This window comes from Streptomyces sp. NPDC053513 (genome assembly GCF_044544765.1).
Taxonomy (GTDB): Bacteria; Actinomycetota; Actinomycetes; order Streptomycetales; family Streptomycetaceae; genus Streptomyces; species Streptomyces litmocidini.
The window spans coordinates 177,766-203,126 of the sequence record NZ_JBITXP010000005.1 but is presented as its reverse complement, the minus strand read 5'-3'; the positions used below and the strand labels follow the sequence as shown (position 1 = coordinate 203,126).

23 protein-coding genes are annotated in these 25,361 nt (G+C 72.1%); 19 read left to right on the top strand and 4 right to left on the bottom strand.

Annotation, left to right across the window (positions count from 1 at the left end; genetic code table 11):
• The first annotated feature begins 70 nt into the window (after nt 1-70).
• Both ACIGW4_RS11060 and ACIGW4_RS11055 read left to right on the top strand, forming a co-directional pair.
• The gene (locus ACIGW4_RS11060) at nt 71-715 is read left to right on the top strand and encodes a DUF4328 domain-containing protein (protein ID WP_398710279.1); all 645 of its coding nucleotides are present in this window, start codon (nt 71-73) and stop codon (nt 713-715) included.
• A 66-nt stretch (nt 716-781) separates the two neighbouring features.
• Nucleotides 782-1,342: a hypothetical protein gene (locus ACIGW4_RS11055; protein ID WP_359589766.1), complete on the top strand. Its 561-nt coding sequence runs from the start codon at nt 782-784 to the stop codon at nt 1,340-1,342.
• Between the two features lie 73 nt (nt 1,343-1,415).
• Here the strand turns inward: ACIGW4_RS11055 and ACIGW4_RS11050 are convergent, their stop codons facing one another.
• Nucleotides 1,416-2,153 carry a Clp protease N-terminal domain-containing protein gene (locus ACIGW4_RS11050; protein ID WP_399579811.1) on the bottom strand — a complete coding sequence of 246 codons (738 nt, stop codon included), beginning with the start codon at nt 2,151-2,153 and terminating at the stop codon, nt 1,416-1,418.
• Between the two features lie 394 nt (nt 2,154-2,547).
• Here ACIGW4_RS11050 and ACIGW4_RS11045 point away from each other — a divergent pair, with 394 nt between their 5' ends.
• Complete coding sequence (locus tag ACIGW4_RS11045) at nt 2,548-3,228, top strand: RNA polymerase sigma factor (protein WP_123454947.1); 681 nt, start codon at nt 2,548-2,550, stop codon at nt 3,226-3,228.
• Entirely contained in the window at nt 3,228-4,346 is a 1,119-nt protein-coding gene (locus ACIGW4_RS11040; RefSeq protein ID WP_399579809.1) for a hypothetical protein, read from the top strand. Before ACIGW4_RS11045 ends, ACIGW4_RS11040 begins: the two co-directional genes overlap by 1 nt.
• A gap of 153 nt (nt 4,347-4,499) precedes the next feature.
• Here the strand turns inward: ACIGW4_RS11040 and ACIGW4_RS11035 are convergent, their stop codons facing one another.
• On the bottom strand, nt 4,500-5,339 hold the full coding sequence (locus ACIGW4_RS11035) for a L,D-transpeptidase family protein (protein ID WP_311319268.1): 840 nt from the start codon (nt 5,337-5,339) through the stop codon (nt 4,500-4,502).
• 173 nt (nt 5,340-5,512) lie between these two features.
• Here ACIGW4_RS11035 and ACIGW4_RS11030 point away from each other — a divergent pair, with 173 nt between their 5' ends.
• From ACIGW4_RS11030 to ACIGW4_RS11020, 3 genes are read left to right on the top strand one after another with little or no spacing between them, the layout of a single operon-like run.
• Entirely contained in the window at nt 5,513-7,093 is a 1,581-nt protein-coding gene (locus tag ACIGW4_RS11030) for a methylmalonyl-CoA mutase family protein (RefSeq protein ID WP_359589762.1), read from the top strand.
• A gap of 60 nt (nt 7,094-7,153) precedes the next feature.
• The gene (gene leuE / locus ACIGW4_RS11025) at nt 7,154-7,807 is read left to right on the top strand and encodes a leucine efflux protein LeuE (protein ID WP_123457455.1); all 654 of its coding nucleotides are present in this window, start codon (nt 7,154-7,156) and stop codon (nt 7,805-7,807) included.
• Nucleotides 7,808-7,856: 49 nt separating this feature from the next.
• Complete coding sequence (locus tag ACIGW4_RS11020; protein WP_399579807.1) at nt 7,857-8,678, top strand: MerR family transcriptional regulator; 822 nt, start codon at nt 7,857-7,859, stop codon at nt 8,676-8,678.
• Nucleotides 8,679-8,742: 64 nt separating this feature from the next.
• On the opposite strand, the gene ACIGW4_RS11015 is transcribed toward ACIGW4_RS11020, so the two are convergent.
• Both ACIGW4_RS11015 and ACIGW4_RS11010 read right to left on the bottom strand, forming a co-directional pair.
• Entirely contained in the window at nt 8,743-10,056 is a 1,314-nt protein-coding gene (locus tag ACIGW4_RS11015; RefSeq protein ID WP_123454957.1) for a polysialyltransferase family glycosyltransferase, read from the bottom strand.
• On the bottom strand, nt 10,053-11,147 hold the full coding sequence (locus ACIGW4_RS11010; protein WP_399579805.1) for a glycosyltransferase family 2 protein: 1,095 nt from the start codon (nt 11,145-11,147) through the stop codon (nt 10,053-10,055). The genes ACIGW4_RS11015 and ACIGW4_RS11010 overlap by 4 nt, the downstream gene beginning before the upstream one ends.
• Nucleotides 11,148-11,366: 219 nt before the next feature.
• Here ACIGW4_RS11010 and ACIGW4_RS11005 point away from each other — a divergent pair, with 219 nt between their 5' ends.
• The 12 genes from ACIGW4_RS11005 (at nt 11,367) to ACIGW4_RS10950 (ending at nt 25,338) form a co-directional block, all read left to right on the top strand.
• The gene (locus ACIGW4_RS11005) at nt 11,367-12,656 is read left to right on the top strand and encodes a DUF6716 putative glycosyltransferase (RefSeq protein ID WP_399579803.1); all 1,290 of its coding nucleotides are present in this window, start codon (nt 11,367-11,369) and stop codon (nt 12,654-12,656) included.
• Complete coding sequence (locus tag ACIGW4_RS11000) at nt 12,656-13,855, top strand: acylneuraminate cytidylyltransferase (RefSeq protein ID WP_359589758.1); 1,200 nt, start codon at nt 12,656-12,658, stop codon at nt 13,853-13,855. The genes ACIGW4_RS11005 and ACIGW4_RS11000 overlap by 1 nt, the downstream gene beginning before the upstream one ends.
• 9 nt (nt 13,856-13,864) lie before the next feature.
• Complete coding sequence (locus ACIGW4_RS10995; RefSeq protein WP_123454964.1) at nt 13,865-14,758, top strand: N-acetylneuraminate synthase family protein; 894 nt, start codon at nt 13,865-13,867, stop codon at nt 14,756-14,758.
• Nucleotides 14,755-15,864 carry a hypothetical protein gene (locus ACIGW4_RS10990; protein WP_399579801.1) on the top strand — a complete coding sequence of 370 codons (1,110 nt, stop codon included), beginning with the start codon at nt 14,755-14,757 and terminating at the stop codon, nt 15,862-15,864. The genes ACIGW4_RS10995 and ACIGW4_RS10990 overlap by 4 nt, the downstream gene beginning before the upstream one ends.
• Nucleotides 15,865-15,980: 116 nt before the next feature.
• Nucleotides 15,981-17,201: an amidohydrolase gene (locus ACIGW4_RS10985; RefSeq protein WP_123454970.1), complete on the top strand. Its 1,221-nt coding sequence runs from the start codon at nt 15,981-15,983 to the stop codon at nt 17,199-17,201.
• A gap of 418 nt (nt 17,202-17,619) precedes the next feature.
• Nucleotides 17,620-18,684: a BMP family protein gene (locus tag ACIGW4_RS10980; RefSeq protein WP_123454973.1), complete on the top strand. Its 1,065-nt coding sequence runs from the start codon at nt 17,620-17,622 to the stop codon at nt 18,682-18,684.
• Nucleotides 18,685-18,801: 117 nt separating this feature from the next.
• Nucleotides 18,802-20,514 carry an ABC transporter ATP-binding protein gene (locus ACIGW4_RS10975; RefSeq protein ID WP_398710296.1) on the top strand — a complete coding sequence of 571 codons (1,713 nt, stop codon included), beginning with the start codon at nt 18,802-18,804 and terminating at the stop codon, nt 20,512-20,514.
• Nucleotides 20,511-21,626 (top strand): ABC transporter permease, encoded by a 1,116-nt coding sequence (locus tag ACIGW4_RS10970; RefSeq protein WP_123454978.1) that lies wholly within the window; start codon nt 20,511-20,513, stop codon nt 21,624-21,626. Before ACIGW4_RS10975 ends, ACIGW4_RS10970 begins: the two co-directional genes overlap by 4 nt.
• The gene (locus ACIGW4_RS10965; RefSeq protein ID WP_123454980.1) at nt 21,623-22,885 is read left to right on the top strand and encodes an ABC transporter permease; all 1,263 of its coding nucleotides are present in this window, start codon (nt 21,623-21,625) and stop codon (nt 22,883-22,885) included. Before ACIGW4_RS10970 ends, ACIGW4_RS10965 begins: the two co-directional genes overlap by 4 nt.
• Nucleotides 22,882-23,286, top strand: a complete 405-nt coding sequence (locus ACIGW4_RS10960; protein WP_398710298.1) for a cytidine deaminase — start codon at nt 22,882-22,884, stop codon at nt 23,284-23,286. The genes ACIGW4_RS10965 and ACIGW4_RS10960 overlap by 4 nt, the downstream gene beginning before the upstream one ends.
• Before the next feature lie 82 nt (nt 23,287-23,368).
• Nucleotides 23,369-24,646: a thymidine phosphorylase gene (locus tag ACIGW4_RS10955; protein WP_123454985.1), complete on the top strand. Its 1,278-nt coding sequence runs from the start codon at nt 23,369-23,371 to the stop codon at nt 24,644-24,646.
• 104 nt (nt 24,647-24,750) lie between these two features.
• On the top strand, nt 24,751-25,338 hold the full coding sequence (locus tag ACIGW4_RS10950; RefSeq protein WP_399579796.1) for a Uma2 family endonuclease: 588 nt from the start codon (nt 24,751-24,753) through the stop codon (nt 25,336-25,338).
• The last annotated feature ends 23 nt before the right edge of the window (nt 25,339-25,361 follow it).

Here is a 25,361-nt window from a genome sequence, read left to right as displayed (position 1 = left end):
ATCGGTCCGGATCGCGTACGTTCCCCCGGCGGCGGCCGAACGGCCGCCGCACGTTCCTGGGGGGAACCAGTTGCTCACGCTCAAGAATCCGAACGGCCTCGCGAGAGCCGTCGTGGCCCTGCTGGCCGGAAACATCCTCTTCGACGTCCTGCTCGGCCTGTTCGAGGTCCGCTGGCTGATGGCCGACGCGATGCCCTACACCTTCGATCCGGCCGTGTTCGGACAGGTCGACCTGAACGTGGCCTCCAACATGGCGTTCACACTGTTCACGGCGACCGCCGTCGTCTTCATCGTCTGGTTCCACCGACTGCGGAAGAACGCCGAGGTCTGGGCCCCTGATCTGCAGGGCCGGAAGCCCGGCTGGGCCATCGGCGGCTGGTTCGTCCCGATCGCCAACCTCTGGATCCCGCGGGGGATCGCCGTCGACATCTGGCGGGCCAGCCGCTGGCAGCCGTACGCCGCCGACGGCTCCCGGGGCCTGGTGCTCCTGAACGCCTGGTGGGCGTGCTGGGTGGCCTCCTGGGTCGTGGAGAAGGTCGGCACGCGGCTGTACAGGCATGACGACACGCCGGAGGCCTACGATGCCGCTGCCGCCTGGGCCCTCGCGTACTACGCCCTCGACGCCGCCGCCGCCGTTCTCGCCATCCTCGTCGTCCGGCGTCTGACCTCTATGCAGCACGCCAAGGCCGCTGGCATGATTCCGGCCGCGCAGTGACGAAAAAGCGCCCCTCGGCGCAGTAGTGGAAGTACTGCGTCCGCATCGGGTGGCGAGGAGGCGTCCATGACGTCGGGGAACGGCCGGAGCCTGCTGGAACTGATCGACGGGGCCGACGAGCGAGGGCTGGCCGCGGCCGGGCTCGCCTGCCTCGACCGCTGTCTGCCGTTGCTCGCCCCCGACCGGGCCGACGCCCTGCGTCCCGTGTGGGCGGCCGTCGCGCGCGGCGACGGAGACGCGTGGGGCGAGACCGTCGCCAAGGCCCGCGTCGAACTCGACGCCGACGGCACGGAGGACGCCGAGGCCGTGCGCCGCATGCTCGACCGGGCCCCGGCCGCCTGGACCGCCGAGGCCCTGCGCGCCTGGGCCGGCGACTGCTCCGTCGCGGCGCTCGCCCTGCACGGGCGGTACGACGCGGCCGAGGTGCCCGACGGGCTCGTCGAGCGCTGCCGGGCCGGGGACGCGGACGGCGCGGGTCCGCTGCTCGCGGGGGAGCTCCGCCGCCAGCTGGCCGTCCTGGAAGCCGCCGCGCACGGGCCCACCGGACTGCGCCGGGCCCGTGAGGTGTCCGTCGAGGGCGGCAGGGTGCTGCGCGCGGTCGTCTCGCGCCGGGCGCGGACGGCCTGAGCCGCGGGGTTCCGTACGGGACGAGGGGGCGGCCGGTGCCGGCCACCCCCTCGCTCCGTGCGGGAGGCCCCGGTCAGGCCTCCGGCGCCTGGACCGCGACCGAGGCGATCGCCTCAGCGATCTCCCGCTCCGCCGCGGCCTTGTCCACGCCGAGCCCGCTCAGCACGCCCCGCCCGTCCTCGTGCTCCAGGAGGGCCAGCAGGATGTGCTCGGTGCCGACGTAGTTGTGGCCGAGGCGCAGGGCCTCGCGGAACGTCAGCTCCAGGACCTTCTTCGTGTCCGCGTCGAACGGGATCAGCGCCGGGATCTTCTCGGCCCGCGGCGGCAGCGTCGGGGTCACCGCCTCGCGCACCGCCTCCCCCGTCACGTCGTGCCCGGCCAGCCACCGCATGGCGAGCGACTCGGGCTCGGCGAGCAGGCCGAGGGCGAGGTGTCCGGTCGTGACCTGGTCGTTGGCGGCCGCCCGGGCCTCCTCCTGCGAGGCCACGACCACCTTGCGGGCACGCGGGGTGAAGCGGCTGAACCCGGCGTTCGGGTCCATCGTGGAGGCGTCGGGCTCCTTCGGCACGAAGCGCTTCTGGGCCGCCTGCCGGGTGACGCCCATGCTGCGGCCGATGTCGGTCCAGGAGGCGCCGGAGCGCCGGGCCTGGTCCACGAAGTGGCCGATGAGGTGGTCGGCGACGTCGCCGAGGTGGTCCGCCGCGATGACCGCGCTGGAGAGCTGCTCCAGGGAGTCCGGGTGGACCTTCTTGATGGCTTCGATGAGTTCGTCGAGACGGACGGGGACATTCATGCCGACTGGATTCGTCATGAGGCAACCTTAGGTTGACAGTCCTCCACTGTCAACGGGCGGTTGACACCCGAAGGGCGTACTGCGCCCCGGGCGGCGAGAGGTCGCGAGAAAGAGTGAGAAGAAGGAGGGAAAAAGGGAGACGACCGGGGCCGCCACCCCCCACAGGAGAGGCCCCGGTCGTCGTCCACGGAGCCGCAGCACGGCTCCGTACTCCTATCAGCGCCGGGCGTGCGGTTTCTGTCACACCACCTCCGGACGCCCAGAGGTTGCAAGTTGCACAAAGACCCCGGACCGCGTGGACGAGACGCCGCGACACCACGTAGCGTGCAGGTGCGCGAGCCGGCGTGGCGGTGATGACCAGCCGCGATGACGCGGGACGCGGCCACGCTGCCGACGAACAGGGTTTAGGGGAGTGCTGGGGGACGACGCGGAGCTGACGGCCGCGGTGCTCGCTGCGCAGGACGGGAACGAGGACGCCTTCCGTACTGTGTACCGCGCCGTGCACCCCCGGTTGCTCGGCTACATACGCACACTGGTCGGCGACGCGGACGCCGAGGACGTCGCCTCCGAGGCCTGGCTCCAGATAGCCCGTGACCTCGACCGCTTCGACGGCGACGCGGACCGGTTCCGCGGCTGGGCGGCCCGGATCGCCCGCAACCGCGCCCTCGACCACGTCCGGATGCGCGGCCGCCGCCCCGCCGTGGGCGCCGACGAGACCGAACTCGCCGACAAGCCCGCCGACTCCGACACGGCAGGCGAAGCCCTGGAGGCCCTCTCCACCGGTGACACCATGCAGCTGATCGCCCAGCTCCCGCAGGACCAGGCCGAGGCCGTCGTCCTGCGCGTCGTCGTCGGCCTCGACGCCAAGAGCGCCGCCGACACCCTGGGGAAACGCCCCGGCGCCGTGCGCACCGCCGCGCACCGGGGGCTCAAGAAGCTCGCCGAGCTCCTCGGGGCCGACGGCGGGCAGGGCGACGGTCCGGGAACCGTCCTCCCCCTGGACGGCGTCCCTCCGCAACGCGGTCGCGCACCGGGGCCCGTGGCCCCCGGCGGTGTGACGCAATCACGTCCGCGTACGCAGAAGGACATGTGATGGCCGACGAGCGGTACCAGTGGCTCGATCAGGAGGCCGCGGAGCGGCTGCTCCGCGGTGAGCCGGTCGAGGCCGTCGACGACCGTGCGCGCGCCGAGGCCGCGCGCCTGGCCGAGGCCCTCGGCACGGCCCGTGTCCCAGCCGTCCCGCCGGCCGAGCGCACCGAACTGCCGGGCGAGGCGGCGGCGCTCGCCGCCTTCCGCAAGGCCACCGCCGAGCGGGCCGCGGCCGCCGGCGCCTCCGCGACCGCCGGAGCCACCGGGCCCGCGCCCGCCGGCCCCGCCACCGCCGGCGAACTCGGCCGGATACGCCTCGCGCCCGTGACCGCCCCGGCGCGCCGCTGGGGACGTTCCCTGCGGTACGGGCTGGCCGCCGCGGTCGCCGCCGTCACGGTCGGCGGCGTCGCCGTCGCCGCGGGCACGGGCGTGCTGCCGCTGATCGGCCCCGCCCCCGCCAGCTCCGTCTCGGCGGGGGAGACGACGGACCCGCTCGTCTCCGAGGAGCCCGGCATACGCGAGGACCCCGAGACGCCCCCGACGGAACCGGGCGACGGTGGCGGCCCCACGCCCGGCTCGTCCCCCTCGGCCGACTCGGGGTCCACCGCCCCCTCCCCCCGCGCCCCGGACGGGCACGGCACGGTCACCCGGCCCCCCGGCACCCCGACCCCGGGCAGGACGACGCCCGGCGGCGACGCGGCCGGCACCGATTCGGCGGCCGGCCGCGAGAAGGCCCTCCAGGCCTGCCGGGAGTACCGGACGGGAAAGCTCGACGACACCGGCCGGCAGCAGCTTCTGAAGACCCTGCGCAAGGGCGACACCCTGCGCGTCTACTGCGACCGGATCCTCTCCGGCGACACCGGCACCTCCGGAGGCGGGGGCCGGGACTCCGCCGGGAGCGGCTCCGAGGGCGACACGGGTGACGGCAAGGGCGACTCCGACGACACCTCCGACGGCGACCGCAAGTCCGGCTCGAAGGGCGGCTCCGCGAGCGTCGGCGGAAGCGGCGGCCTGCACGGCGGCACCGGGAACCAGAACGGAGGCGTCCGCCTCGACACCGGAGTCACCGCCGTACTGCCCGCGGGAATCACCGTCGGAACACGTCTTCCGCTCGGGGTGTAACACTTCTCGACCCCCCGACGCAGTAAGAAGTGCCGACTGGTCATCGGCCGCGCTGAGAGCCGGGGTTCCCCCCGTACCTACGGCTCCGCGCACCTGGCGCGGGTGGGACACGTTCCCCCGGTCCCACCCGCGCCCCTTCCTCTCCCGAGCCCCCTACCAGTGGACGACGACCTTGTCGCCGACCTTCACCTGGTCGAAGAGGGCGGAGAGCTTGGCCCGGTCCCGGACGTTGACGCAGCCGTGCGAGGCCCCCGCGTAGCCGCGGGCCGCGAAGTCCGCCGAGTAGTGCACGGCCTGGCCGCGGCTGAAGAACATCGCGTACGGCATGGGCGTGTGGTAGATCGTCGACGTCCAGTCCTTCGCCTTCCACTCCACCTTGAAGAGGCCCTCGCGGGTCGGCGTGTTCTCCGAGCCGAAGCGGACGTCCATCGAGGAGACGACCTTCCCGTCGATCATCCAGGCGAGGGTCCGGCTCTCCTTGCTGATGCACAGCACCCGGCCGGTCATGCACCGCGGGTCCGGGGTGTCCAGCTTGTTCGTCGTCGCCGGCTTCAGCTCGTCGGCGGTCGGCTTCCGGGTGACGGAGAGCAGCTGCTGCCAGGTCGCCGCGTCGACCGTGCCCGTCTCCGGCAGCCCCCGGCGCGCCTGGAACTTCCTGACCGAGGCCGCCGTCATCGTCCCGTAGAAGCCGGTGGGGGCCCGGTCGAAGAAGTCGAGCTGCCGCAGCCGCGCCTGGAGCTCGCGCACCTGCTCGTTCTCGTCCCCGTCGGCCATGAGGGGCTTCGCCGTGGGCTTCCCGGTCGAGGGGGAGGCGGTGGGGGAGCCGGCGGTGGCGGAGGGGGACGGCGGCTTGTCGTCCGTGGTGGGGGTGGCGGCGGGAGCGGTCGAGCTCGGCACCGCACCCGTACCCGTACCCGTGCCCGTGCCGCCGGCGTCCGGCGTGCAGCCGGCGGCGAGTGCCACCGCCGCGGCCGCCAGGATCACTCTGCGCATGACGGAAGAAGACCGCTTCATCGTTGCCCCCCGAGGTGTGTCGTGTGTACGTAGGGATGCTTCCCGCGCGCGTGTGGTTGCGCACCCGGGCCGCGAACCGCGCATCCTGTGGGCAGGGAGCGAAGGTCCCGGGCGGCAGGCCCGGGCCACGGGTCTACCGGGAGGCACAGGACATGGCGCGCGAGTCGGAGTCGGGGCTGCCCATCGAACCGGTCTACGGACCGGACGCCCTGGACGGATGGGATCCCGCCGAGAAGCTGGGCGAGCCGGGCTCGTACCCCTTCACCCGCGGCGTGTACCCCTCGATGTACACCGGCCGGCCCTGGACCATGCGGCAGTACGCAGGCTTCGGCACCGCCGTGGAGTCCAACGCCCGCTACCGGCAGCTCATCGCCAACGGCACCACGGGCCTGTCGGTCGCCTTCGACCTGCCCACGCAGATGGGCCACGACTCCGACGCCCCGCTCGCGCACGGCGAGGTCGGCAAGGTCGGCGTCGCCATCGACTCGATCGACGACATGCGGGTCCTGTTCGACGGCATCCCGCTGGACGAGGTCTCCACGTCGATGACGATCAACGCCCCCGCCGCGCTGCTGCTCCTGCTCTACCAGCTCGTCGGCGAGGAACAGGGCGTCCCGGCGGACCGGCTGACCGGCACGATCCAGAACGACGTCCTCAAGGAGTACATCGCCCGCGGCACGTACATCTTCCCGCCGAAGCCCTCGCTGCGGCTGATCGCGGACGTCTTCAAGTACTGCCGGGCCGAGATCCCGAAGTGGAACACCATCTCGATCTCCGGCTACCACATGGCCGAGGCCGGCGCCTCGCCCGCGCAGGAGATCGCGTTCACCCTCGCCGACGGCATCGAGTACGTCCGCACCGCCGTCGCCGCCGGCATGGACGTCGACGACTTCGCGCCCCGGCTCTCCTTCTTCTTCGTGGCCCGCACGACCCTCCTGGAGGAGGTCGCCAAGTTCCGCGCCGCCCGCCGGATCTGGGCGCGGGTGATGAAGGAGGAGTTCGGCGCGGAGAACCCCAAGTCGCTGATGCTCCGCTTCCACACCCAGACCGCCGGCGTGCAGCTCACCGCCCAGCAGCCCGAGGTCAACCTGGTGCGCGTCGCCGTCCAGGGCCTCGCGGCCGTCCTCGGCGGCACGCAGTCGCTGCACACCAACTCCTTCGACGAGGCCATCGCCCTGCCGACCGACAAGTCCGCCCGCCTCGCCCTGCGCACCCAGCAGGTCCTGGCGTACGAGACGGACGTCACCGCCACCGTCGACCCCTTCGCCGGCTCCTACGTCGTCGAGAGGATGACGGACGACGTCGAGGCCGCCGCCCTGGAGCTGATGGAACGGATCGAGGGGATGGGCGGCGCGGTCGGCGCGATCGAGCGCGGCTTCCAGAAGGACGAGATCGAGCGCTCGGCCTACCGGATCGCACAGGAGACCGACAGCGGCGAGCGGGTCGTCGTCGGCGTCAACCGCTACACGATCGACGTCGAGGAGCCCTACGAGCCGCTCCGCGTCGACCCGGCCATCGAGGCCCAGCAGGCCGAGCGCCTCGCGAGGCTGAGGGCCGAGCGCGACGGGGCGGCCGTGGACGCGGCCCTCGCGGAGCTGAAGAAGGCGGCGGAGGGCACGGACAACGTCCTCTACCCGATGAAGGACGCCCTCAGGGCCCGGGCCACGGTCGGCGAGGTCTGCAACGCGCTGCGGGAGGTCTGGGGCACCTACGTCCCGACCGATGCGTTCTGACCGATTCCGCCCGTTGAAACTCAAAGCGGGGTGTCGTACCGGTGTGCGACACTCCGCTTCATGCTGGGTGTCACCGATCTACCGACCTATCTCGCCGGGCTCGTCCTCATCATCCTCCTCCCGGGGCCGAACTCGCTGTACGTGCTGTCCGTCGCCGCCCGCAAGGGCACCCGGACCGGGTACAAGGCCGCCGCCGGCGTGTTCACCGGCGACGCCGTCCTGATGACCCTCGCCGCCCTCGGTGCCGCCTCGCTGCTCCAGACCACCCCGCTCCTCTTCATGATCGTGAAGTACGCGGGCGCCGGCTATCTGACCTGGATGGCGATCGGGATGCTGCGGGCCGCCCTGGCCATGTGGCGCACCCGGCACGAGGCCGCCGTCGAGGCCGCCGCCGAGCCGGACGCCGGACCGTCCGAGCACCCGTACCGCCGCGCGCTGATCATCAGCCTCTTCAACCCGAAGGCGATCCTCTTCCTGATCTCCTTCTTCGTGCAGTTCGTGGACCCCTCCTACGCCTACCCGGCGCTCTCCTTCCTGGTCCTCGGCACCCTGCTCCAGCTCGGCAGCTTCCTCTACCTGACGACCCTGATATTCGGCGGCACCCGCCTCGCCGAGGCGTTCCGCCGCCGCAAGCGCCTCTCGGCGGGAGCGACCTCCGCCGCCGGCGCCCTCTTCCTCGGCTTCGCCGCGAAGCTCTCGCTCAGCAGCGCCTGACCGGTCCGCTTGACCCTCACACGGTGTGAGGCCGTTCCGTAGGGGCGTCATGTTCACCATCGGAGACTTCGCCCGGCACGGGCGGGTGTCGGTCCGGATGCTGCGCCACTACGACGCCATCGGACTGCTGCGCCCGGCCCACGTCGACCCGCACAGCGGCTACCGCTTCTACTCGGCGGACCAGCTCGCCCAGCTCAACCGCGTCATCGCGCTCAAGGACCTCGGCTTCACCCTCGAACAGGTGGGGGCGATCCTCCGGGACGAGCTCGGCGCGGAGGAGCTGCGGGGGATGCTGCGCCTGCGCCAGGCCGAGCTGGAGGCGGCCGTGGAGGCGGCGCGGGCCCGGCTCGCCCAGGTCGGCGCGAGGCTCCGAGCCATCGAGAGCGAGGGACGCATGTCCACCCAGGACGTCGTCGTCAAGAAGATCCCCGCCGTCCGCGTCGCCGAACTGAGCGCGGTCGCCGCGAGCTTCGGCCCGCACGACATCGGTCCGGTCATCGGGCCGCTGTACGAGGAGCTGTGCGGCCGCCTCGAAGCGGCCGGGCTCACCGGTTTCGGCCCGGGCATCGCGTACTACGAGGACGCGGGCAAGGGGGACGGCTCGGTCCTCGTGCACGCGGCCATGACCGTTCCCGACGGCACGGTGGTCGAGGGCGTCGAGGTGCACGTCCTGCCCGGCGTCGAGGAGGCGGCGACCGTCGTCCACCGGGGCTCGATGGACACCGTCCTGCCGACCGCGCAGACCCTGGCCCGCTGGATCGAGACCAACGGCTACGTGTCGCAGCACTACGCCCGCGAGCTGTACCTGGAGTGCCCGGAGGACCGGTCCCGGTGGGTGACGGAGATCCAGGAGCCGATCGTCCGCGCCTGATCGCGCCTCCGCGGGCCCGGGACCCCCGCACGGGTCCCGGGCCCTCCCCATCAGCGGTGGTCCGTCACTTCCTCAGCGCCTTGCGCAGCCGCAGCGCGCGGCGCGCGAGCCGGCGGACCTTCGGGTGGCGGGGGATCGGCAGGCCGCCCGGCAGGTTCAGGACCGTGAGGCGGCGCCGGGTGAAGTGGTGCCGGGTGCGCTCGGCGAGCGGGCCCGAGAGGTGCCGCACCGCCGGCTCCCGCAGCTCCGGACGTATCTTCGGCTGCATCGCGAAGCCGACCGCCGCGACCAGGTCGTTCAGCTGCTCCGTACCGATCCCGGCGTCGTCGCCGTCCCCCTCCTCCAGGGGCGGGACGACCGCGTCGACGACCGTGAGCGGGATCCGGTTGCTGTTCTGGAACGGGGTGAGCCGTTCCAGGAGGGCGCGGGTGCCGACCCGGGCGGCCGGCGTCCCGTAGAAGGTCGCCGCCGTGAGCAGCGCCGTGGAGAAGCAGCCGACGACGAGCGCGGGCCGCAGCTCGCGGTAGAGCACCTCGGCGAGCACCGGCCGGTCCTCGACGGTCAGCTCGGCGCCGAGCTCCTCCGCCGCCTCCACCAGCGCCCGCGACCAGGAGTCCGGGGCCGTCGGGTGCGGCTTGAAGACGAGCCGCCGGTGGCCGCGGGCGACCGCGCCCCGGACCATCCGCAGGTGCAGCTCCTCCTCCTCGGCGGCGGTCAGCAGGTTCAGCGCGGCCAGGTACTGGCCGAGGAGCAGCGCGGGGCCCTCCTCCGGGGCCGCGGGACCGGCCAGCTCCTCGACGACCTTCGTGAACGCCTCCGTCGGCACCGCCTCCGGCACCGCCCCGAACTCGGCGAGCAGCAGCGGCGCGAGCCCGGGGACGAGGTCCAGGTGCAGCAGCCGGCCCACGCGGCCCCCGACGAGCGGGTCGATCTTGTTGCGGGTCGGGCCGTAGCTCATCAGACCGTCCGCGTACACCGTGATCGGCGCGTCGGGGAGCAGCTGGGCGATGGCGAGCGCGGGCGTGACCTGGAGCGATTCGAGGGCGAGTTCGACGCGGTCGTCGCCGAGGTCCCAGAGCTTGACCAGGTGGCGCTGGAGGAGCGGCAGATCGCTCGGGCGCGGGGTCCAGCCGGCCGGGTGGAGCGGGGAGATCGTCTCGTTCCAGGACAGGACGGAGTCGAAGCGGCCGCGCAGCCGCTCGAAGCCCTCGGCCTCGTCCAGGGCGGGGGTCGTCTCCGGCACGGCCGCGTTGTTGGTGACGAGGAGGATCCGCCGGTCGGCGGGGCCGAAGCAGCCGCTGTCGAGCGCCGCGGCGAGCGTCACGGCGCCGTAGAGGGTGGAGGCGCAGAAGATCTGGGTGGTCCGGCGGGCGCTCACGCGGCCACCTCCGGGGAGTCGCCGGAGCCCGTGCCGGAGCCGGAGCCCGTGCCCGTGCCCGTGCCGGCGTCGGCCCCCGTGCCCGCGCCGGAGCCGGAGCCGGTCTCGCGGGCCGGTCCCGTCGGCGGTGGCGCGGGCCGGCGCCGGCGCAGTCGGCGCAGCAGCGTCGCACGGTCCCCGCCCATCGCGGTCAGGGCCTCGTCGAGGACCCCCTGCGGCATCCGCCGCAGCGCGCCCGCGCTCATCGCCCTCAGCTGACGCGCCACCTCGGGTTCGAACCTTTCGATCGAACCGATGTGATGGGAGATCACCGCGCAATACGTACGGACGGCCTTCGGAAGAAGGAGATCCGCGTCCGGGTCCTTCGCCGTTTCCTCGATCACCCGGTCGAAGGCGCGGATGAAATCCAATTGCCGGACGTCGCCGATCTGGGTGAGCGAGGTCGCCACTCCCCGCCGGTAGAACACGCCGAGTTCTCCGATCGCGGCGAACGATTCCGCCTCGCGGTGGAGTTTCCAGATCCACGGCCGGTCCTCGGCGGTCCGCAGCCCGTGCGGGAAGTGCAGCAGGCCCCGGTCGAGGAGCCGCCGGTGGTAGATCCCGGCCCAGGCGTACGGGTAGTCGACCGAGGTCGTCCGGTGCGAGGGCAGGATCGCGTCCCGCGGGCGCAGCACCTCGCCGCGCCGGGGGACCGGCACCCGGCGCACCGCGCGGTTGCGGCCGGTGACCGTGACGTGGTCGGTGCGCAGGAAGTCGCAGCGCAGCGATTCGGCGGCGGCGACGAGACGGCCGTAGTAGCCGGGGGCGAGCCAGTCGTCCCCGTCGAGGAAGGCGATGTACTCGCCGCGGGCGGCGTCGAGGCCGGTGTTCCGGGCCGTGGCGAGGCCCTCGTTGTGCTCGTGCCTGATCAGGACGGCACCCGGGATCTCGCGCACGGCCCGCTCGAGGAGCTCCGGGGTCCCGTCCGACGAGCAGTCGTCGACAAGCAGGAACTCGAAGTCCTCGCGGGCGTTGGCCCGCAGGCTCGTGAGGGTGTCGGGGGCGTATGTCTGCACGTTGAAGAACGGCACGACGACGGAGAGCTTGACCACGCGGCCGACGCTAGGCGCCGCCCCGGCATTACCGCCGACCGCCGGGCGGCCTTTCGGTGAACACCAAGCGGCGGGCCGATTAACCGCCTTTCCCCGCAAAGGAAATCGGCCTTACCGCGTCCGGAATACGACCCGCTTCAGCGGGCGGAGAGGCTCTGTTCACCGTTTGTTGTGGCCCAGTTGGGCCGAAAAGCGGAATGCCCTTCTAGCGTCCTCGGCGTGCCAGCAAGTACCAGAGAAGCGGTACGGGTCGCCGTACTCGCCGACTCCGACACCCGGTGGAAATGGGGCGCCCTCACCGCGCGCCGCATCACCACGGCGACCGCCGAACCCACCGGATTCGTCCTGCGGGGACGGGCCACGCCCACCGCGCGCCAGCTCGCCGAGACCGGGGCGTCCGAGGCCGCCCCGCGCGAGGTGACGGGCGCGGACTTCCTGCGCGCGGTACGGGACGCGGAGGCGCGCGGCGAGGGATTCGACGTCCTCGTGCTCGCCCTGGTCGGCGGCACCGTCCGGGCCGTCCTGCAGGGCCTGGCCGACCTCGCCCTGGAGCGGCGCCCGGTGATCGTCACCGGCTACGTCGGCGTCGTCTACGAGAAGCTGACCGACGGCCTGCTGCTGCGCCACGGCGCCGACGTGGTCCTCGCCAACTCCCGCCACGACGCCGAGCGTTTCCGCGCCGTCTACGAGGGCGTGGGCGCCGGCGCCGACTCGGTCGTCGAGGCCGCGCTGCCCTTCCTGGGCGGCGCCCCGCACGCCCCCCGGGCCGGCCGCGACACCCTGGTCTTCGCCGCCCAGCCCTCCGTGCCCGCCACCCGGGCCGAACGGGCCTACGTGCTGCGCCGGCTGGTCGCGCACGCCCGCCTCCACCCGGGGCGCGAGGTGCTCCTCAAGCTCCGCTCCAAGCCGGGCGAACACACCACGCACCTGGAGGAGTTCCCGTTCCAGAAGCTGGTGCGCGAGCTCGATCCGCCGGACAACTTCCGCCTCGTCTACGGGCACATGGGCGAGGTCCTCGACCGCACCGACCTGCTCGTCACCGTCTCCTCCACGGCCGCGCTCGAAGCGCTGCACCGCCGGATCCCCACCGCGATCCTCACCGACCTCGGGGTCCGCGAGGCGCTCGGCAACCACCACTTCGTCGGCTCCGGCCTGCTGACCTCCTTCGACCGGCTCGACAAGGGGGACGTGCCGGCACCCGACGAGAGCTGGCTCGCCCGGCAGGGCGTCGCCTCCGACAGCCCGTACGAGCAGGCCTTCGACGCCGCCCGCGACCGCGTCGCCGAGCTCCTGGCGCTTCCCGCGCTGCCCCCGATCACCCCCTACTACACCGCGGAGACGGCCCCCGGCTACCTGCCCGGGATCCTCGCCCGCCACCGCCTGGACGTCACCGCGCCCGAGCCCCGCGAGAGCGGGCTGCGCCGGGTCGTCCGGGAGGCCGCGCGGGGCGCGTACCGCCACGGCGTGCAGCGCGTCGCCCCCGTCATCCGCCGCCTGGGAGAACTGTGATGACCCCGACCGTGCCGACCGTCCTCGCCGTGATCCCCGCCCGGGGCGGCTCCAAGGGCGTGCCCGCCAAGAACCTCGCGCCGGTGGCCGGCGTCCCCCTGGTGGCCCGCGCCGTCCACGCCTGCCTCGGCGCCCGCACCGTCACGCACGTCGTGGTCTCCACCGACGACGAGGCCATCGCGGCCGCGGCCCGCACCGCCGGGGCCGAGGCCGTCCGGCGGCCCGCCGGGATCGCCGGCGACACCGCCACCAGCGAGGCCGCCGTCCTGCACGCGATGGACGCCTTCGAGGCCGTCCACGGCCGCCCGGCCGACGTGGTCCTCCTCGTCCAGTGCACGAGCCCCTTCCTCACCTCCGCCGAGGTCGCCGAGACCGCCGAGCGCATCACCTCGGGCGCCGCCGACACCGCCTTCACGGCCGCCCCGTCCCACGGCTTCCTCTGGCGCGAGACCGAGTCGGGCGCCGAGGGCGTCAACCACGACAAGGCCCACCGGCCGCGCCGCCAGGACCGCGAGCCCGAGTACCTGGAGACCGGCGCCGTCTACGCGATGGACGCGGCCGGCTTCCGCACCCACGAACACCGCTTCTTCGGCCGCACCGCGCTCGTCGTCACCGACCCCGCCCGGGTCCTGGAGATCGACGACCCGCACGACCTCGCCCGCGCCAAGGCCCTCGCGCCGCTGCTCGACGAGCCCGTCACGCCCGGCTTCGCCGACGTCGACGCCGTCGTCCTCGACTTCGACGGCACCCAGACCGACGACCGGGTCCATCTCGACGCCGAGGGGCGCGAGTTCGTCTCCGCGCACCGCGGCGACGGCCTCGGCATCGCGGCCCTGCGCCGCGCCGGACTGCCCGTCCTCATCCTCTCCACCGAGCAGAACGCCGTGGTCGCCGCCCGCGCCCGCAAGCTCAAGATCCCCGTCCTGCACGGCATCGACCGCAAGGACCGCGCCCTCAAGGAGTGGTGCGAGGCCGAGGGCATCGACCCGCAGCGCGTCCTCTACGCCGGCAACGACGTCAACGACCTGCCCTGCTTCCACCTCGTCGGCTGGCCCGTCGCGGTGAGCAGCGCCCACGACTCCGTACGGGCCGCCGCCCGCGCGGTCACCGTCACCCCGGGCGGCGCCGGCGCGATCCGCGAGATCGCCGCCTGGCTCCTCGGACCCGAGCTCGACACCCCCAACTCGCCCAACCCGTAAGGAACGATCATGAACACCCGTCTGCGCACCCTCGGCTCCAAGACCGCCGGCCCGGGTCACTCCGTCTACGTCTGCGGCGAGATCGGCATCAACCACAACGGCGACCTCGACAACGCCTTCAAGCTGATCGACGTGGCCGCCGAGGCCGGCTGCGACGCCGTCAAGTTCCAGAAGCGCACCCCGGAGATCTGCACCCCGCGCGACCAGTGGGACATCGAGCGCGACACCCCCTGGGGCCGGATGACGTACATCGACTACCGCCACCGCGTGGAGTTCGGCGAGGACGAGTACCGCCAGATCGACGCGTACTGCAAGGAGAAGGGGATCGACTGGTTCGCCTCCCCGTGGGACACCGAGGCCGTCGCCTTCCTGGAGAAGTTCGACGTCCCCGCCCACAAGGTCGCCTCCGCCTCCCTCACCGACGACGAGCTGCTGCGCGAGCTGCGCGCCACCGGCCGCACGGTGATCCTCTCCACCGGCATGTCGACCCCGAAGCAGATCCGCCACGCGGTCGAGGTCCTGGGCTCGGACAACATCCTGCTCTGCCACGCCACCTCGACGTACCCGGCCAAGGCCGAGGAGCTCAACCTCCGCGTCATCCAGACGCTCCAGGAGGAGTACCCGAACGTCCCGATCGGCTACTCCGGCCACGAGACCGGCCTCCAGACCACGCTGGCCGCCGTCGCCCTCGGCGCCACCTTCGTCGAGCGCCACATCACCCTCGACCGCGCCATGTGGGGCTCCGACCAGGCCGCCTCCGTCGAGCCGCAGGGACTCCAGCGCCTGGTCCGCGACATCCGCACCATCGAGGCCGCGCTCGGCGACGGCGTGAAGAAGGTGTACGAGTCGGAGCTCGGCCCGATGAAGAAGCTCCGCCGGGTCCAGGGCGCCGTCGCCGCATGACCGGGCAGCTGGCGTTCGTCGAGAGCCCGGTCCAGCTCCTGAACGTCCTGGAGTGGGCGCACACGCAGAGCCTCGGGGGCCGCACGGCCCCCGCGACCGGCGACCCGGCGGACGCCGAGCCCGCGGACGCCCTCACGGTCGTCGTCCTCTCGCCGACCGACCCCATGTCGCGCGGCCAGCTGCGCCGGATGGCACAGCTGGCCCGCGACCACGGGCTCACCGTCCACTGGCAGGAGGCCCGCGGCGGCCGGGGTTCCCTCGTCCGCACCCTGCGCGAGCTCGCCCGGCCGCTGCGCGCGGCGGAGCGGGTGATCATCGGGGACCCGTTCTCCCGGTACGTCCAGCTGCTCCTGACCCTCTTCGCCCCCCGCCACCTGACGGTGGTCGACGACGGCACCGCGACCATGGAGTTCGCCGCCCAGCTCGGCCGCGGCGAGCGCCTGGTGCGCTGGCACCGCAAGGGCAGCCTGGGCCCCCGCGAGCTGGTCCTCGCCCCGGTGACCACGCTGGCCCGACGGCGGCTCGCCCCCGCCGGGAGGCGCACGGTCGAGATCTTCACCTCGCTGCCCGTGGAGGCCCCGCCGGGCGTCACGGTCACCGAGAACGCGTACGCCTGGACCCGGGACACCTTCGGACCGCCGCTGCTCACCGGCGGCGCGGACCTGGTCGGCACCTCGCTGGTCGAGACGGGCGTCGTCGACGCCGACCACTACGCACGCGTGGTGGACGAGCTGGCCCGCGCACACGGGGCCACCCGCTACTTCGCCCACCGCAGGGAGAGCGCCGAGAAGCTGCACCGGATCGCGGTCGACACGGGCCTCCAGGTGGTCCGGCCCGATCTGCCCCTGGAGCTGATAGCCCGACGCGGCCCCATCGGGCGCACGGTCGTCAGCTTCCCGTCCACGGTGGTGCACACCCTGCCGCTGGCCCTCGCCGGCACGGGGGTGAAGGTCGCCGTCGTCGAGATAGCGCCCGAGTGGCTGCGGGCGACCGCCTCACCGCGCGCGCAGGGTTTCCTGGCGGGCGTGGCGGGCACCGCGGCCCATGAGGTCGACCGGCTCACCACGCGTGTGACGCAGCACACGGACCGGCTCGAATTCGGCTGAGCGTACCCACTGGGAGTGAGGTTCATACCTGGGAAACCGAGATTCTTTCCCCTAAGGGGCTGAAATTCTCGTGATCAACGGGCAGTTGACCTCTCCGCGGGCCTACCCTTCAAAGAGTGAACCAGTTGAAGTCCCGTGAGCCAGGCTCCGTCACCCTGCCCGGAACGCTGTCCGAACCCCTGCGCGCCGAACTCGTCGCCTTCCGCAGGGACTTGCACATGCACCCCGAGCTCGGGAACCAGGAGTTCCGTACGACCGCCGCGCTCAAGGCCCGCCTGGAGGCGGCAGGCCTCGCGCCGAAGGTCCTCCCGGGCGGCACCGGACTCTTCTGTGACGTCGGCAGCCGGGCCGTCGGCCGGTCCATGCTCGCGATCCGCGCCGATCTCGACGCCCTGCCCATCCCCGACGCCAAGACCGTCGCCTACCGCTCCACCGTGGCCAACCGCGCCCACGCCTGCGGACACGACGTCCACACCACCACCGTGCTCGGCGCCGGACTCGTCCTCGCCGACCTCGACCGCCAGGGCCTCCTGCCGAACGCGGTGCGGCTCATCTTCCAGCCCGCCGAGGAGGTCCTGCCCGGCGGCGCCGCCGACGCCGTCGAGGCCGGGATCCTGGACGGCGTCGGCCGGATCATCGCCGTCCACTGCGACCCCCGGGTCGACGCCGGGAAGATCGGGCTCCGGGCGGGCCCCATCACCTCCGCCTGCGACCGCCTGGAGGTCACCCTCGACGGTCCCGGCGGCCACACCGCCCGCCCGCACCTCACCACCGACCTCGTCACCGCCGCCGCCCGGGTCGCCACCGACGTCCCCGCCGTCCTCGCCCGCCGCGTCGACGCCCGCTCGGGCCTCTCCGTCACCTGGGGCCGCATCGAGGCCGGCCACGCCCCCAACGTCATCCCGCAGCACGCCGAGCTCTCCGGCACCGTCCGCTGCCTCGACCTGCCCACCTGGCGGGAAGCGCCCGACCTGGTCCACGCCGCGATCGACGAGGTCGCCACCCTGCACCGGGCCAAGTCGACCGTCACCTACGTCCGCGGCGTCCCCCCGGTCGTCAACGACCCGGCCGTCGCCGAGCTGCTCCGCGACGCGATGGAGGCCCGCCGCGGCCCGTACGCGATCGAGGACACCGAGCAGAGCCTCGGCGGCGAGGACTTCTCCTGGTACCTGGAGCACGTCCCCGGCGCCATGGCCCGCCTCGGCGTCCGCACCCCCGGCGACACCCGGGTCCGCGACCTGCACGCAGGCGACTTCGACGTGGACGAGCGGTGCATCGAGTCCGGCGTGGAGCTCTTCACGGCCGCGGCCCTCCTCGACGCCGCACCCCAGCACTGACCCGGCCGGGCGGGCGGCGAGGCGCACACGGGCCGGGTGGCGGGGCGTACGGGACCGGGCGGCCGGGCGCACACGGGCCGGGGACCCGGGTCCGGGCGGGCCTGAAACCCTTACGGGAGGCCGTACGGAAGCCCGTACGAGAGGCCCGGAAGGGCCCTTCACCCGTCCGGCCCACCGCCGCCCCACGGTCGGCCCAGTGCCCGGCGCGTCGCCTCCCGACCCCTGTTCGGGAGTCCGTCTCCGACGGTATAACCGGCGGTACCGGGCCGAACGCCCCCGGTCGCCTCGACTGGCCGGTTCGCGACGATCCGATAACGACTCATGAACGGGTCTTTAACTGACATCTACGCGCGTTACGATCGCCGCGAAACCAGCGCCGGAAGAGGCGCTTTCGGTCAGTCTTGAAGGGACCCTCCTCTTGCGCCGGATCACCAGGATCACGACCGTGGGCATCGCCTCCGCGGCGCTCGCGCTGTCCGCCACCGCGTGCGGCAAGTCGTCCAACGACACGGGTTCGAGCTCCAGCTCGTCCTCGGCGTCGGGCGCCCTCAAGGCCGCCATCGCGTACGACATCGGCGGCCGTGGCGACCAGTCGTTCAACGACGCCGCCTACGCCGGCCTGAAGAAGGCCGAGGCCGAGCTCGGCGTCAAGGGCTCCGAGGCCGAGCCGTCGCAGGGCGAGAGCGACGCCGACAAGGTCGCGCGCCTCACCTCGCTGGCCCGCGCCGGGAACAACCCGGTCATCGGCGTCGGCTTCTCCTACGCCCCGGCCATCGAGAAGGTCGCCAAGTCCTTCCCGAAGACCACCTTCGGCCTCATCGACGACACGTCGAAGACCGGCCCCAACATCGCCAACCTCGTCTTCAACGAGGAGCAGGGCTCCTACCTGGCCGGCGTCGCCGCCGCCAAGGCGTCCAAGTCCGGCACGGTCGGCTTCATCGGCGGCGTCGAGGTCCCGCTGATCAAGAAGTTCGAGGCGGGCTTCACGCAGGGCGTCAAGGACACCAACCCCAAGGCGAAGGTGCTCACCCAGTACCTGACCCAGCCGCCGAACTTCGACGGCTTCTCGAAGCCCGACCTCGGCAAGGCCGCCGCGGAGGGCCAGCTCGACAAGGGCGCCGACGTGATCTACGCCGCCGCCGGTCTCGCCGGCGCCGGCGCCATCGAGGCCACCGCCACCGCGGGCAAGTGGGCCATCGGCGTCGACTCCGACCAGTACAAGCAGGCGGGTCTGGCCGCGTACAAGGAGCACATCCTGACCTCGGTCACCAAGGACGTCTCGGGCTCGGTCTTCAACGTGATCAAGTCGGTCAAGGACGGCAAGCCGCAGAGCGGTGAGATCCGTTACGGCCTCGCCGCCAACGGCGTCGGCCTGGCCGACTCCAACCCGGCGTACACGAAGATGACGGACCTCATCGCCGCGGTGGACAAGGCGAAGAAGGACATCGTCGACGGCAAGATCACGGTCAAGACCGCTCCGTAAGGGCGTCAGGTCACGACCTGAGCCCGGGCCCGGGATCCGATGGCACCCCCGCCGGATCCCGGGCCCTGGGCCCATTCCCGTACGGGTTTTCATTTTTCGGCAGCGCTACGCGCGTAGATGTCTCCCTGGCACGATAACTTCGCCCCGCCCTGCCCTCCCGCTCCCACTCCTTCCGGCCAAGGAGAGTGCGTCATCAACGCGTCCAGCCCCCCTGCCGTAGAACTGCACGGCATCACCAAGCGTTTCCCCGGCGTCGTCGCCAACAAGGACATCGCCATCACCGTCCGCAAGGGCACCGTGCACGCCCTCATCGGCGAGAACGGTGCCGGCAAGTCGACCCTCATGAAGATCCTCTACGGCATGCAGAAGCCGGACGAGGGCACCATCGCGGTCGACGGCGAGCAGGTCACCTTCTCCACCCCCGGTGACGCCATCGCCCGCGGCATCGGCATGGTGCACCAGCACTTCATGCTCGCCGACAACCTCACCGTCCTGGAGAACGTCGTCCTCGGCGGCGAGAAGCTCCACGGCATCGGCGCCAAGGCGCGGAAGAAGATCAAGGAGATCTCCGACGCGTACGGCCTCGGGGTCCGCCCCGACGCACTCGTCGAGGACCTCGGCGTCGCCGAGCGGCAGCGCGTGGAGATCCTCAAGGTCCTCTACCGCGGCGCGAGGATCCTCATCCTCGACGAGCCGACCGCCGTCCTCGTCCCGCAGGAGGTCGACGCGCTCTTCGACAACCTGCGCGAGCTCAAGTCCGAGGGCCTCACGGTCATCTTCATCTCGCACAAGCTGGGCGAGGTCCTGAAGGTCGCCGACGACATCACCGTCATCCGCCGGGGCACCACGGTCGGCACCGCCGACCCGAAGACCGCCACCACCAAGCAGCTCGCCGAGCTGATGGTCGGCAGCGAGCTGCCCTCGCCGGAGACCCGCGAGTCGACGGTCACGGACGTCCCGATGCTCCAGGTGGAGGGCCTGACCCTGACCGAGGCCGGCGCCGCCGCGGCGGCCCCGCTCACCACCGCCGCCCCGCCGGACCCGTCCGGTGCGGTCGCCGTCCAGGAGGTCGGCGCGGGCCGCAAGCTCCTCGACGACATCTCGCTCACCATCCACAAGGGCGAGATCCTCGGCATCGCCGGTGTCGAGGGCAACGGCCAGACCGAGCTCATCGAGGCCCTCATGGGCATGAACTCGCCCGACGCGGGCGTCATCCGCCTCGACGGCGAGGACATCTCCGCGGTCTCCGTGCGCAAGCGCCGCGAGGGCGGCATCGGCTACATCCCCGAGGACCGCCACCGCCACGGCCTGCTCCTGGAGGCCCCCCTCTGGGAGAACCGCATCCTCGGCCACGTCACCGAGGCCCCCAACTCCAAGCGCGGCATCCTCGACCCGAAGGCCGCCCGCAAGGACACCGAGCGGATCGTGCGCGAGTACGACGTCCGCACGCCCGGCATCGACGTCACCGCGGCCTCCCTCTCCGGAGGCAACCAGCAGAAGCTGATCGTCGGCCGCGAGATGAGCCACAACCCGAAGTTCCTGATCGCCGCCCACCCCACCCGCGGCGTGGACGTCGGCGCGCAGGCGCAGATCTGGGACGCGATCCGGGACGCCCGCCGCGCGGGCCTCGCGGTGCTGCTGATCTCCGCCGACCTCGACGAGCTGATCGGCCTGTCCGACACCCTCCGCGTCATGTACCGCGGCAAGCTGGTCGCCGACGCCGACCCCGCCACCATCACGCCCGAGCAGCTGGGCTCCGCCATGACCGGCGCAGCCACCGGCCGCCTCGAAGGCACCGAAGAGCAGTCCGAAGACGGTGACGCCCGATGATGAAAATCGACAAGGACAAGCTGATCATCGGGGCCGCCGGCCCCGTGCTCGCGCTGGTCTCGTCCTTCGTGCTCACCGTCCTGGTGCTGCTCGCGACGGGCCTCGACCCGATCGAGCCGATCCGCCTGATGATCGAGAACGCCGGGTACTCCGACGTCCAGGTCCTGATCGTCAACTACACCGCGATCCTCTATCTGGCGGCCCTGGCCGTGGCCATCGGCTTCCGGATGAACCTCTTCAACATCGGCGTCGAGGGCCAGTACCGCCTCGCTGCGATGGTCTCGGCGCTCGTCGGCGCGGCCGTCGACCTGCCCGGTCCGCTGCACATCCTGGTCATCGTGCTCGTCGCCGTCGCGACCGGTGCTCTCTGGGCCGGCATCGCGGGCATTCTGAAGACCACCCGCGGTGTCTCCGAGGTCGTCTCCACGATCATGCTCAACGCCATCACCACCTCCTTGGTGGCCTGGCTGATCCTGCCGAAGAACTTCGGCGTCCAGCCCGCCGGCTCCAACGACCTCACCACCGGTCAGATCCCCGAGTCCGGCTGGTTCCCGGGCATCGACATGGGCGAGGGCGGCCAGATCTACGGCTTCACCTTCGTCGCGCTCGCGCTCGGCGTCGTCTACTGGTTCGTCATCAACCGCACCCGCTTCGGCTTCGACCTGCGCGCCACCGGTGAGAGCGAGTCCGCGGCCCAGGCCAGCGGCGTCGACGCCAAGAAGATGATCCTCACCGCGATGCTGATCTCGGGTGGTCTCGCCGGTCTGGCCGGCATGCCGATCCTGCTCGGCGAGTCGCACACGTACAGCCTCGCCTTCCCGGTCGGCGTCGGCTTCACCGCCATCACCGTCGCGCTGCTCGGCCGCAACCACCCGGTCGGCATCCTCTTCGCAGCCCTCCTCTTCGCGTTCCTCGAGAAGGCGTCCTCCAGCCTGGACATCGCGGGGTATCCGAAGGAGATCACGCAGATCATGCAGGGCATCATCGTGATCGCCGTGGTCGTCTCCTACGAGCTCGTCCGCCGTTACGGCCTCCGCCGCCAGCAGCAGAAGGTCGGCGAGGAGCTCGCCGCCGGCGGCGCCATCAAGACCGACAAGGAGGTGGCGGCATGAGCACCGGCACCGTTGCCAAGCCGAGCGCCGCACCCAAGAAGGCCGGACGCCGCAAGCTGACCTGGCCCTGGATCCTGCTGATCGTCGCGGCCGGCCTCGTGCTCTTCTCGCTGGTCCGCGTCGTCTCCGGGGCCGACGACCTCACCTCCGTCGGCCAGATCTCCGGCGCGCTCCAGCTCGCCGTGCCGATCGCCATGGCCGGTCTCGGCGGTCTGTGGGCCGAGCGCGCGGGCGTCGTGAACATCGGCCTCGAAGGCATGATGATCCTCGGCACCTGGTTCGGCGCCTGGGCCGGCTACCAGTGGGGCCCGTGGACGGGTGTCGTCGTCGGCATCCTCGGCGGCGCGCTCGGCGGCCTCCTGCACGCGATCATCACCGTGACGTTCAACGTGAACCACATCGTCTCCGGTGTGGCGATCAACATCCTCGCGGTCGGCTTCACCCAGTACCTGTCGAACTTCACCTTCGCCGAGGCCGAGGGCGGCTCCTCCAAGCAGTCCCCGCGGATCGACCAGATCACCGACATCACCATCCCGGGACTCTCGGACGGGCTGATCGACCTCCAGCAGAAGCACTGGTTCCTGATCTCGGACATCGCCGGCATCCTCGGCGGCCTGGTCACCCACCTGTCGCTGCTGACGATCGTGGCCGCCCTGCTCATCCCGGCCACTTGGTGGCTGCTCTGGCGCACGGCCTTCGGCCTGCGGCTGCGCTCCTGCGGTGAGAACCCGGTCGCGGCCGAGTCCCTCGGCGTCAACGTCTACAAGTACAAGTACATCGCCGTCGTCGTCTCCGGCGGCCTCGCCGGCCTCGGCGGCGCCTTCCTCGCGATCGTCTCCACCGGCATCTACCAGGAGGGGCAGACCGGCGGCCGCGGCTACATCGGTCTCGCCGCGATGATCTTCGGCAACTGGATGCCCGGCGGCATGGCGCTCGGCGCGAGCCTCTTCGGCTTCACCGACAGCCTCAAGATCCGCGGCGGCGCCGAGAACGTCCACGCGCTGCTGCTGCTCGTCGCGCTGCTCCTGGTGATCGCCGCGCTGTGGCAGCTGTACAAGAAGAAGTACGTGGTGGCGGCCATCTCCGCCGCCTTCTCCGCCGCCTTCTTCCTCTGGTACTTCCTGACCGACGAGGTCCCGAGCCAGTTCGTCGACGCCGCCCCGTACATCACCACGCTGCTGGTCCTCGCCCTCTCGGCGCAGCGCCTGCGGATGCCCAAGGCGGACGGCCTGCCGTACCGGAAGGGCCAGGGCAAGTGACGCCCGCCCCTCCCGGGCCCGACTGGGACCTCCTGCGGGAGACCGCCCGCGAGGCGATGTCCCACGCGTACGCCCCGTACTCGGGCTACCCGGTCGGCGCGGCGGCCCTCGTGGACGACGGGCGGGTGATCTCCGGCTGCAACGTGGAGAACGCCTCCTTCGGCCTCGGCCTGTGCGCCGAGTGCGGACTCGTCTCCCAGCTCCAGGCGACCGGCGGCGGGCGCCTGACGCACTTCGTGTGCGTGGACGGCCGGGGCGAGTCCCTGGTCCCGTGCGGGCGCTGTCGTCAGCTCCTGTACGAGTTCGGCGGCCCCGAGCTCGTCCTGGAGACCCCGGCGGGGTTCCTGACCCTGGCCGAGATGCTCCCGCAGGCCTTCGGGCCCGACCACCTCGCCAAGTAGCACCTCGGAGCGACCCTTCCGGCACGATGGGAGGGTCGCTCCCCTTTCCTCCCCCCTCTATGCGCGTAGAAAGAGGCACACCATGGACGTCATCTCCGTCATCCGCACCAAGCGGGACAAGGGCGAGCTGAGCCCCGAGCAGATCGACTGGGTCATCGACGCGTACACCCGCGGTGTGGTCGCCGACGAGCAGATGTCCGCCCTGGCCATGGCCATCCTGCTGAACGGCATGAACCGCACGGAGATCGCCCGCTGGACCGCCGCCATGATCGCGTCCGGCGAGCGCATGAACTTCGACGCGCTCTCCCGCCCCACCGCCGACAAGCACTCCACCGGCGGCGTCGGCGACAAGATCACCCTGCCGCTCGCCCCGCTCGTCGCGGCCTGCGGCGCGGCCGTGCCGCAGCTCTCCGGCCGCGGCCTCGGCCACACCGGCGGCACCCTCGACAAGCTGGAGTCCATCCCCGGCTGGCGCGCGCTGCTCTCCAACGAGGAGATGCTGCACGTCCTCGACACCACGGGCGCGGTCATCTGCGCGGCGGGCGACGGCCTGGCCCCGGCGGACAAGAAGCTGTACGCGCTCCGCGACGTCACGGGCACGGTCGAGGCCATCCCGCTCATCGCCTCCTCGATCATGTCGAAGAAGATCGCCGAGGGCACCGGCTCGCTCGTCCTGGACGTCAAGGTCGGCACCGGCGCCTTCATGAAGAACATCGAGGACGCGCGTGAGCTGGCGCGGACGATGGTCGGCCTCGGTACCGACAGCGGCGTGAAGACGGTCGCGCTCCTCACCGACATGTCGACCCCGCTCGGCCTCACCGCCGGCAACGCCCTGGAGGTCCGCGAGTCCGTCGAGGTGCTCGCCGGCGGAGGCCCGAAGGACGTCGTCGACCTGACGATCGCCCTGGCGGCCGAGATGCTGGCCGCCGCCGGCATCAAGGACGCCGACCCGGCGAAGGCCCTCGCCGACGGCTCGGCGATGGACGTCTGGCGCCGGATGATCGCTGCCCAGGGCGGCGACCCCGACGCGACCCTCCCGGTCGCCCGCGAGCAGCACGTCGTCACGGCCCCGTCGACCGGTGTCCTCACCCGCCTCGACGCGTACGACATCGGCATCGCCGCCTGGCGCCTGGGTGCGGGCCGCGCCCGCAAGGAGGACCCGGTGCAGGCGGGCGCCGGCGTCGAGCTCCACGCGAAGCCGGGCGACACGGTGACGGCGGGCCAGCCGCTCCTCACCCTCCACACGGACACCCCGGAGAAGTTCGACTACGCCCTGAAGGCCCTGTCGGAGGCCTGGGACATCGCGCCGGAGGGCACGGCGTTCACCCCGAACCCGATCGTCCTGGACCGCATCGCGTAGGGCTGCATATTCCTCTGACACCTTCGGGCGAACGGGACCGGTGGACCCCCACCGGTCCCGTTCGGCATGCTGGGATCGGTGACGCACCGATAGAGGAGACCGCCATGAGCGCACTCACCGTCGACCACTCGTCTTATGACTACGGGTGGGACGACGTGGTCCGGATCTGGGAGGAAACGGACGCACCTGAGGGCTGCAAGGTGGAGATCATCGAGGGGATCATCACCGTGTCACCCACCCCATCCGCCCGGCACAACAACATCGCCTACAGGGTTCTGAGGCGACTCACGGCCGCGATCCCCGAGGAGTGGGGCGTTTACCAAACGCAGTCCGTCGCGATCCCGACTCGCATGAGCGCCTTCGTTCCGGACCTGCTTGTCGCCCCTCTGGCAGAAGTGGATGGACCCGGCCATCTCGTCCCCGCCGCAGTGGGAGAACTCGTCGTCGAGGTCACCTCGCCGTCCAATGCGAGTACTGACCGGATCACGAAGGCTGCCGGATACGCCGAGGCCGGTGTGCCGCTCTACCTCCTCATCGATCGCCACGCCCCAGGCGGGCCCACCGTGACCCTCTACGGTGAGCCGAAGGGCGATGTCTACCGCGTTCTCCGCGCGGTTCCGTTCGGCGAGAAGATCCACCTCCCCGCCCCCTTCGACCTCACCCTCGACACCGCCGAGTTCCCCGTCACATGAACAGCGGCGCCCGGTCCCGCCCC

What these genes read in the sequence shown, in the direction of transcription:
- ACIGW4_RS11055 (WP_359589766.1), top strand. Translation starts at nt 782, where the DNA reads ATGACGTCGGGGAACGGCCGGAGCCTGCTGGAACTGATCGACGGGGCC.
- ACIGW4_RS10970 (WP_123454978.1), top strand. Translation starts at nt 20,511, where the DNA reads ATGATGAAAATCGACAAGGACAAGCTGATCATCGGGGCCGCCGGCCCC.
- ACIGW4_RS11040 (WP_399579809.1), top strand. Translation starts at nt 3,228, where the DNA reads ATGGCCGACGAGCGGTACCAGTGGCTCGATCAGGAGGCCGCGGAGCGG.
- ACIGW4_RS11030 (WP_359589762.1), top strand. Translation starts at nt 5,513, where the DNA reads ATGGCGCGCGAGTCGGAGTCGGGGCTGCCCATCGAACCGGTCTACGGA.
- ACIGW4_RS11050 (WP_399579811.1), bottom strand. Translation starts at nt 2,153, where the DNA reads ATGACGAATCCAGTCGGCATGAATGTCCCCGTCCGTCTCGACGAACTC.
- ACIGW4_RS11035 (WP_311319268.1), bottom strand. Translation starts at nt 5,339, where the DNA reads ATGCGCAGAGTGATCCTGGCGGCCGCGGCGGTGGCACTCGCCGCCGGC.
- ACIGW4_RS10995 (WP_123454964.1), top strand. Translation starts at nt 13,865, where the DNA reads ATGAACACCCGTCTGCGCACCCTCGGCTCCAAGACCGCCGGCCCGGGT.
- ACIGW4_RS10955 (WP_123454985.1), top strand. Translation starts at nt 23,369, where the DNA reads ATGGACGTCATCTCCGTCATCCGCACCAAGCGGGACAAGGGCGAGCTG.
- ACIGW4_RS10990 (WP_399579801.1), top strand. Translation starts at nt 14,755, where the DNA reads ATGACCGGGCAGCTGGCGTTCGTCGAGAGCCCGGTCCAGCTCCTGAAC.
- ACIGW4_RS10950 (WP_399579796.1), top strand. Translation starts at nt 24,751, where the DNA reads ATGAGCGCACTCACCGTCGACCACTCGTCTTATGACTACGGGTGGGAC.
- ACIGW4_RS11000 (WP_359589758.1), top strand. Translation starts at nt 12,656, where the DNA reads ATGACCCCGACCGTGCCGACCGTCCTCGCCGTGATCCCCGCCCGGGGC.
- ACIGW4_RS11020 (WP_399579807.1), top strand. Translation starts at nt 7,857, where the DNA reads ATGTTCACCATCGGAGACTTCGCCCGGCACGGGCGGGTGTCGGTCCGG.
- leuE (WP_123457455.1), top strand. Translation starts at nt 7,154, where the DNA reads ATGCTGGGTGTCACCGATCTACCGACCTATCTCGCCGGGCTCGTCCTC.
- ACIGW4_RS10965 (WP_123454980.1), top strand. Translation starts at nt 21,623, where the DNA reads ATGAGCACCGGCACCGTTGCCAAGCCGAGCGCCGCACCCAAGAAGGCC.
- ACIGW4_RS10975 (WP_398710296.1), top strand. Translation starts at nt 18,802, where the DNA reads ATGTCTCCCTGGCACGATAACTTCGCCCCGCCCTGCCCTCCCGCTCCC.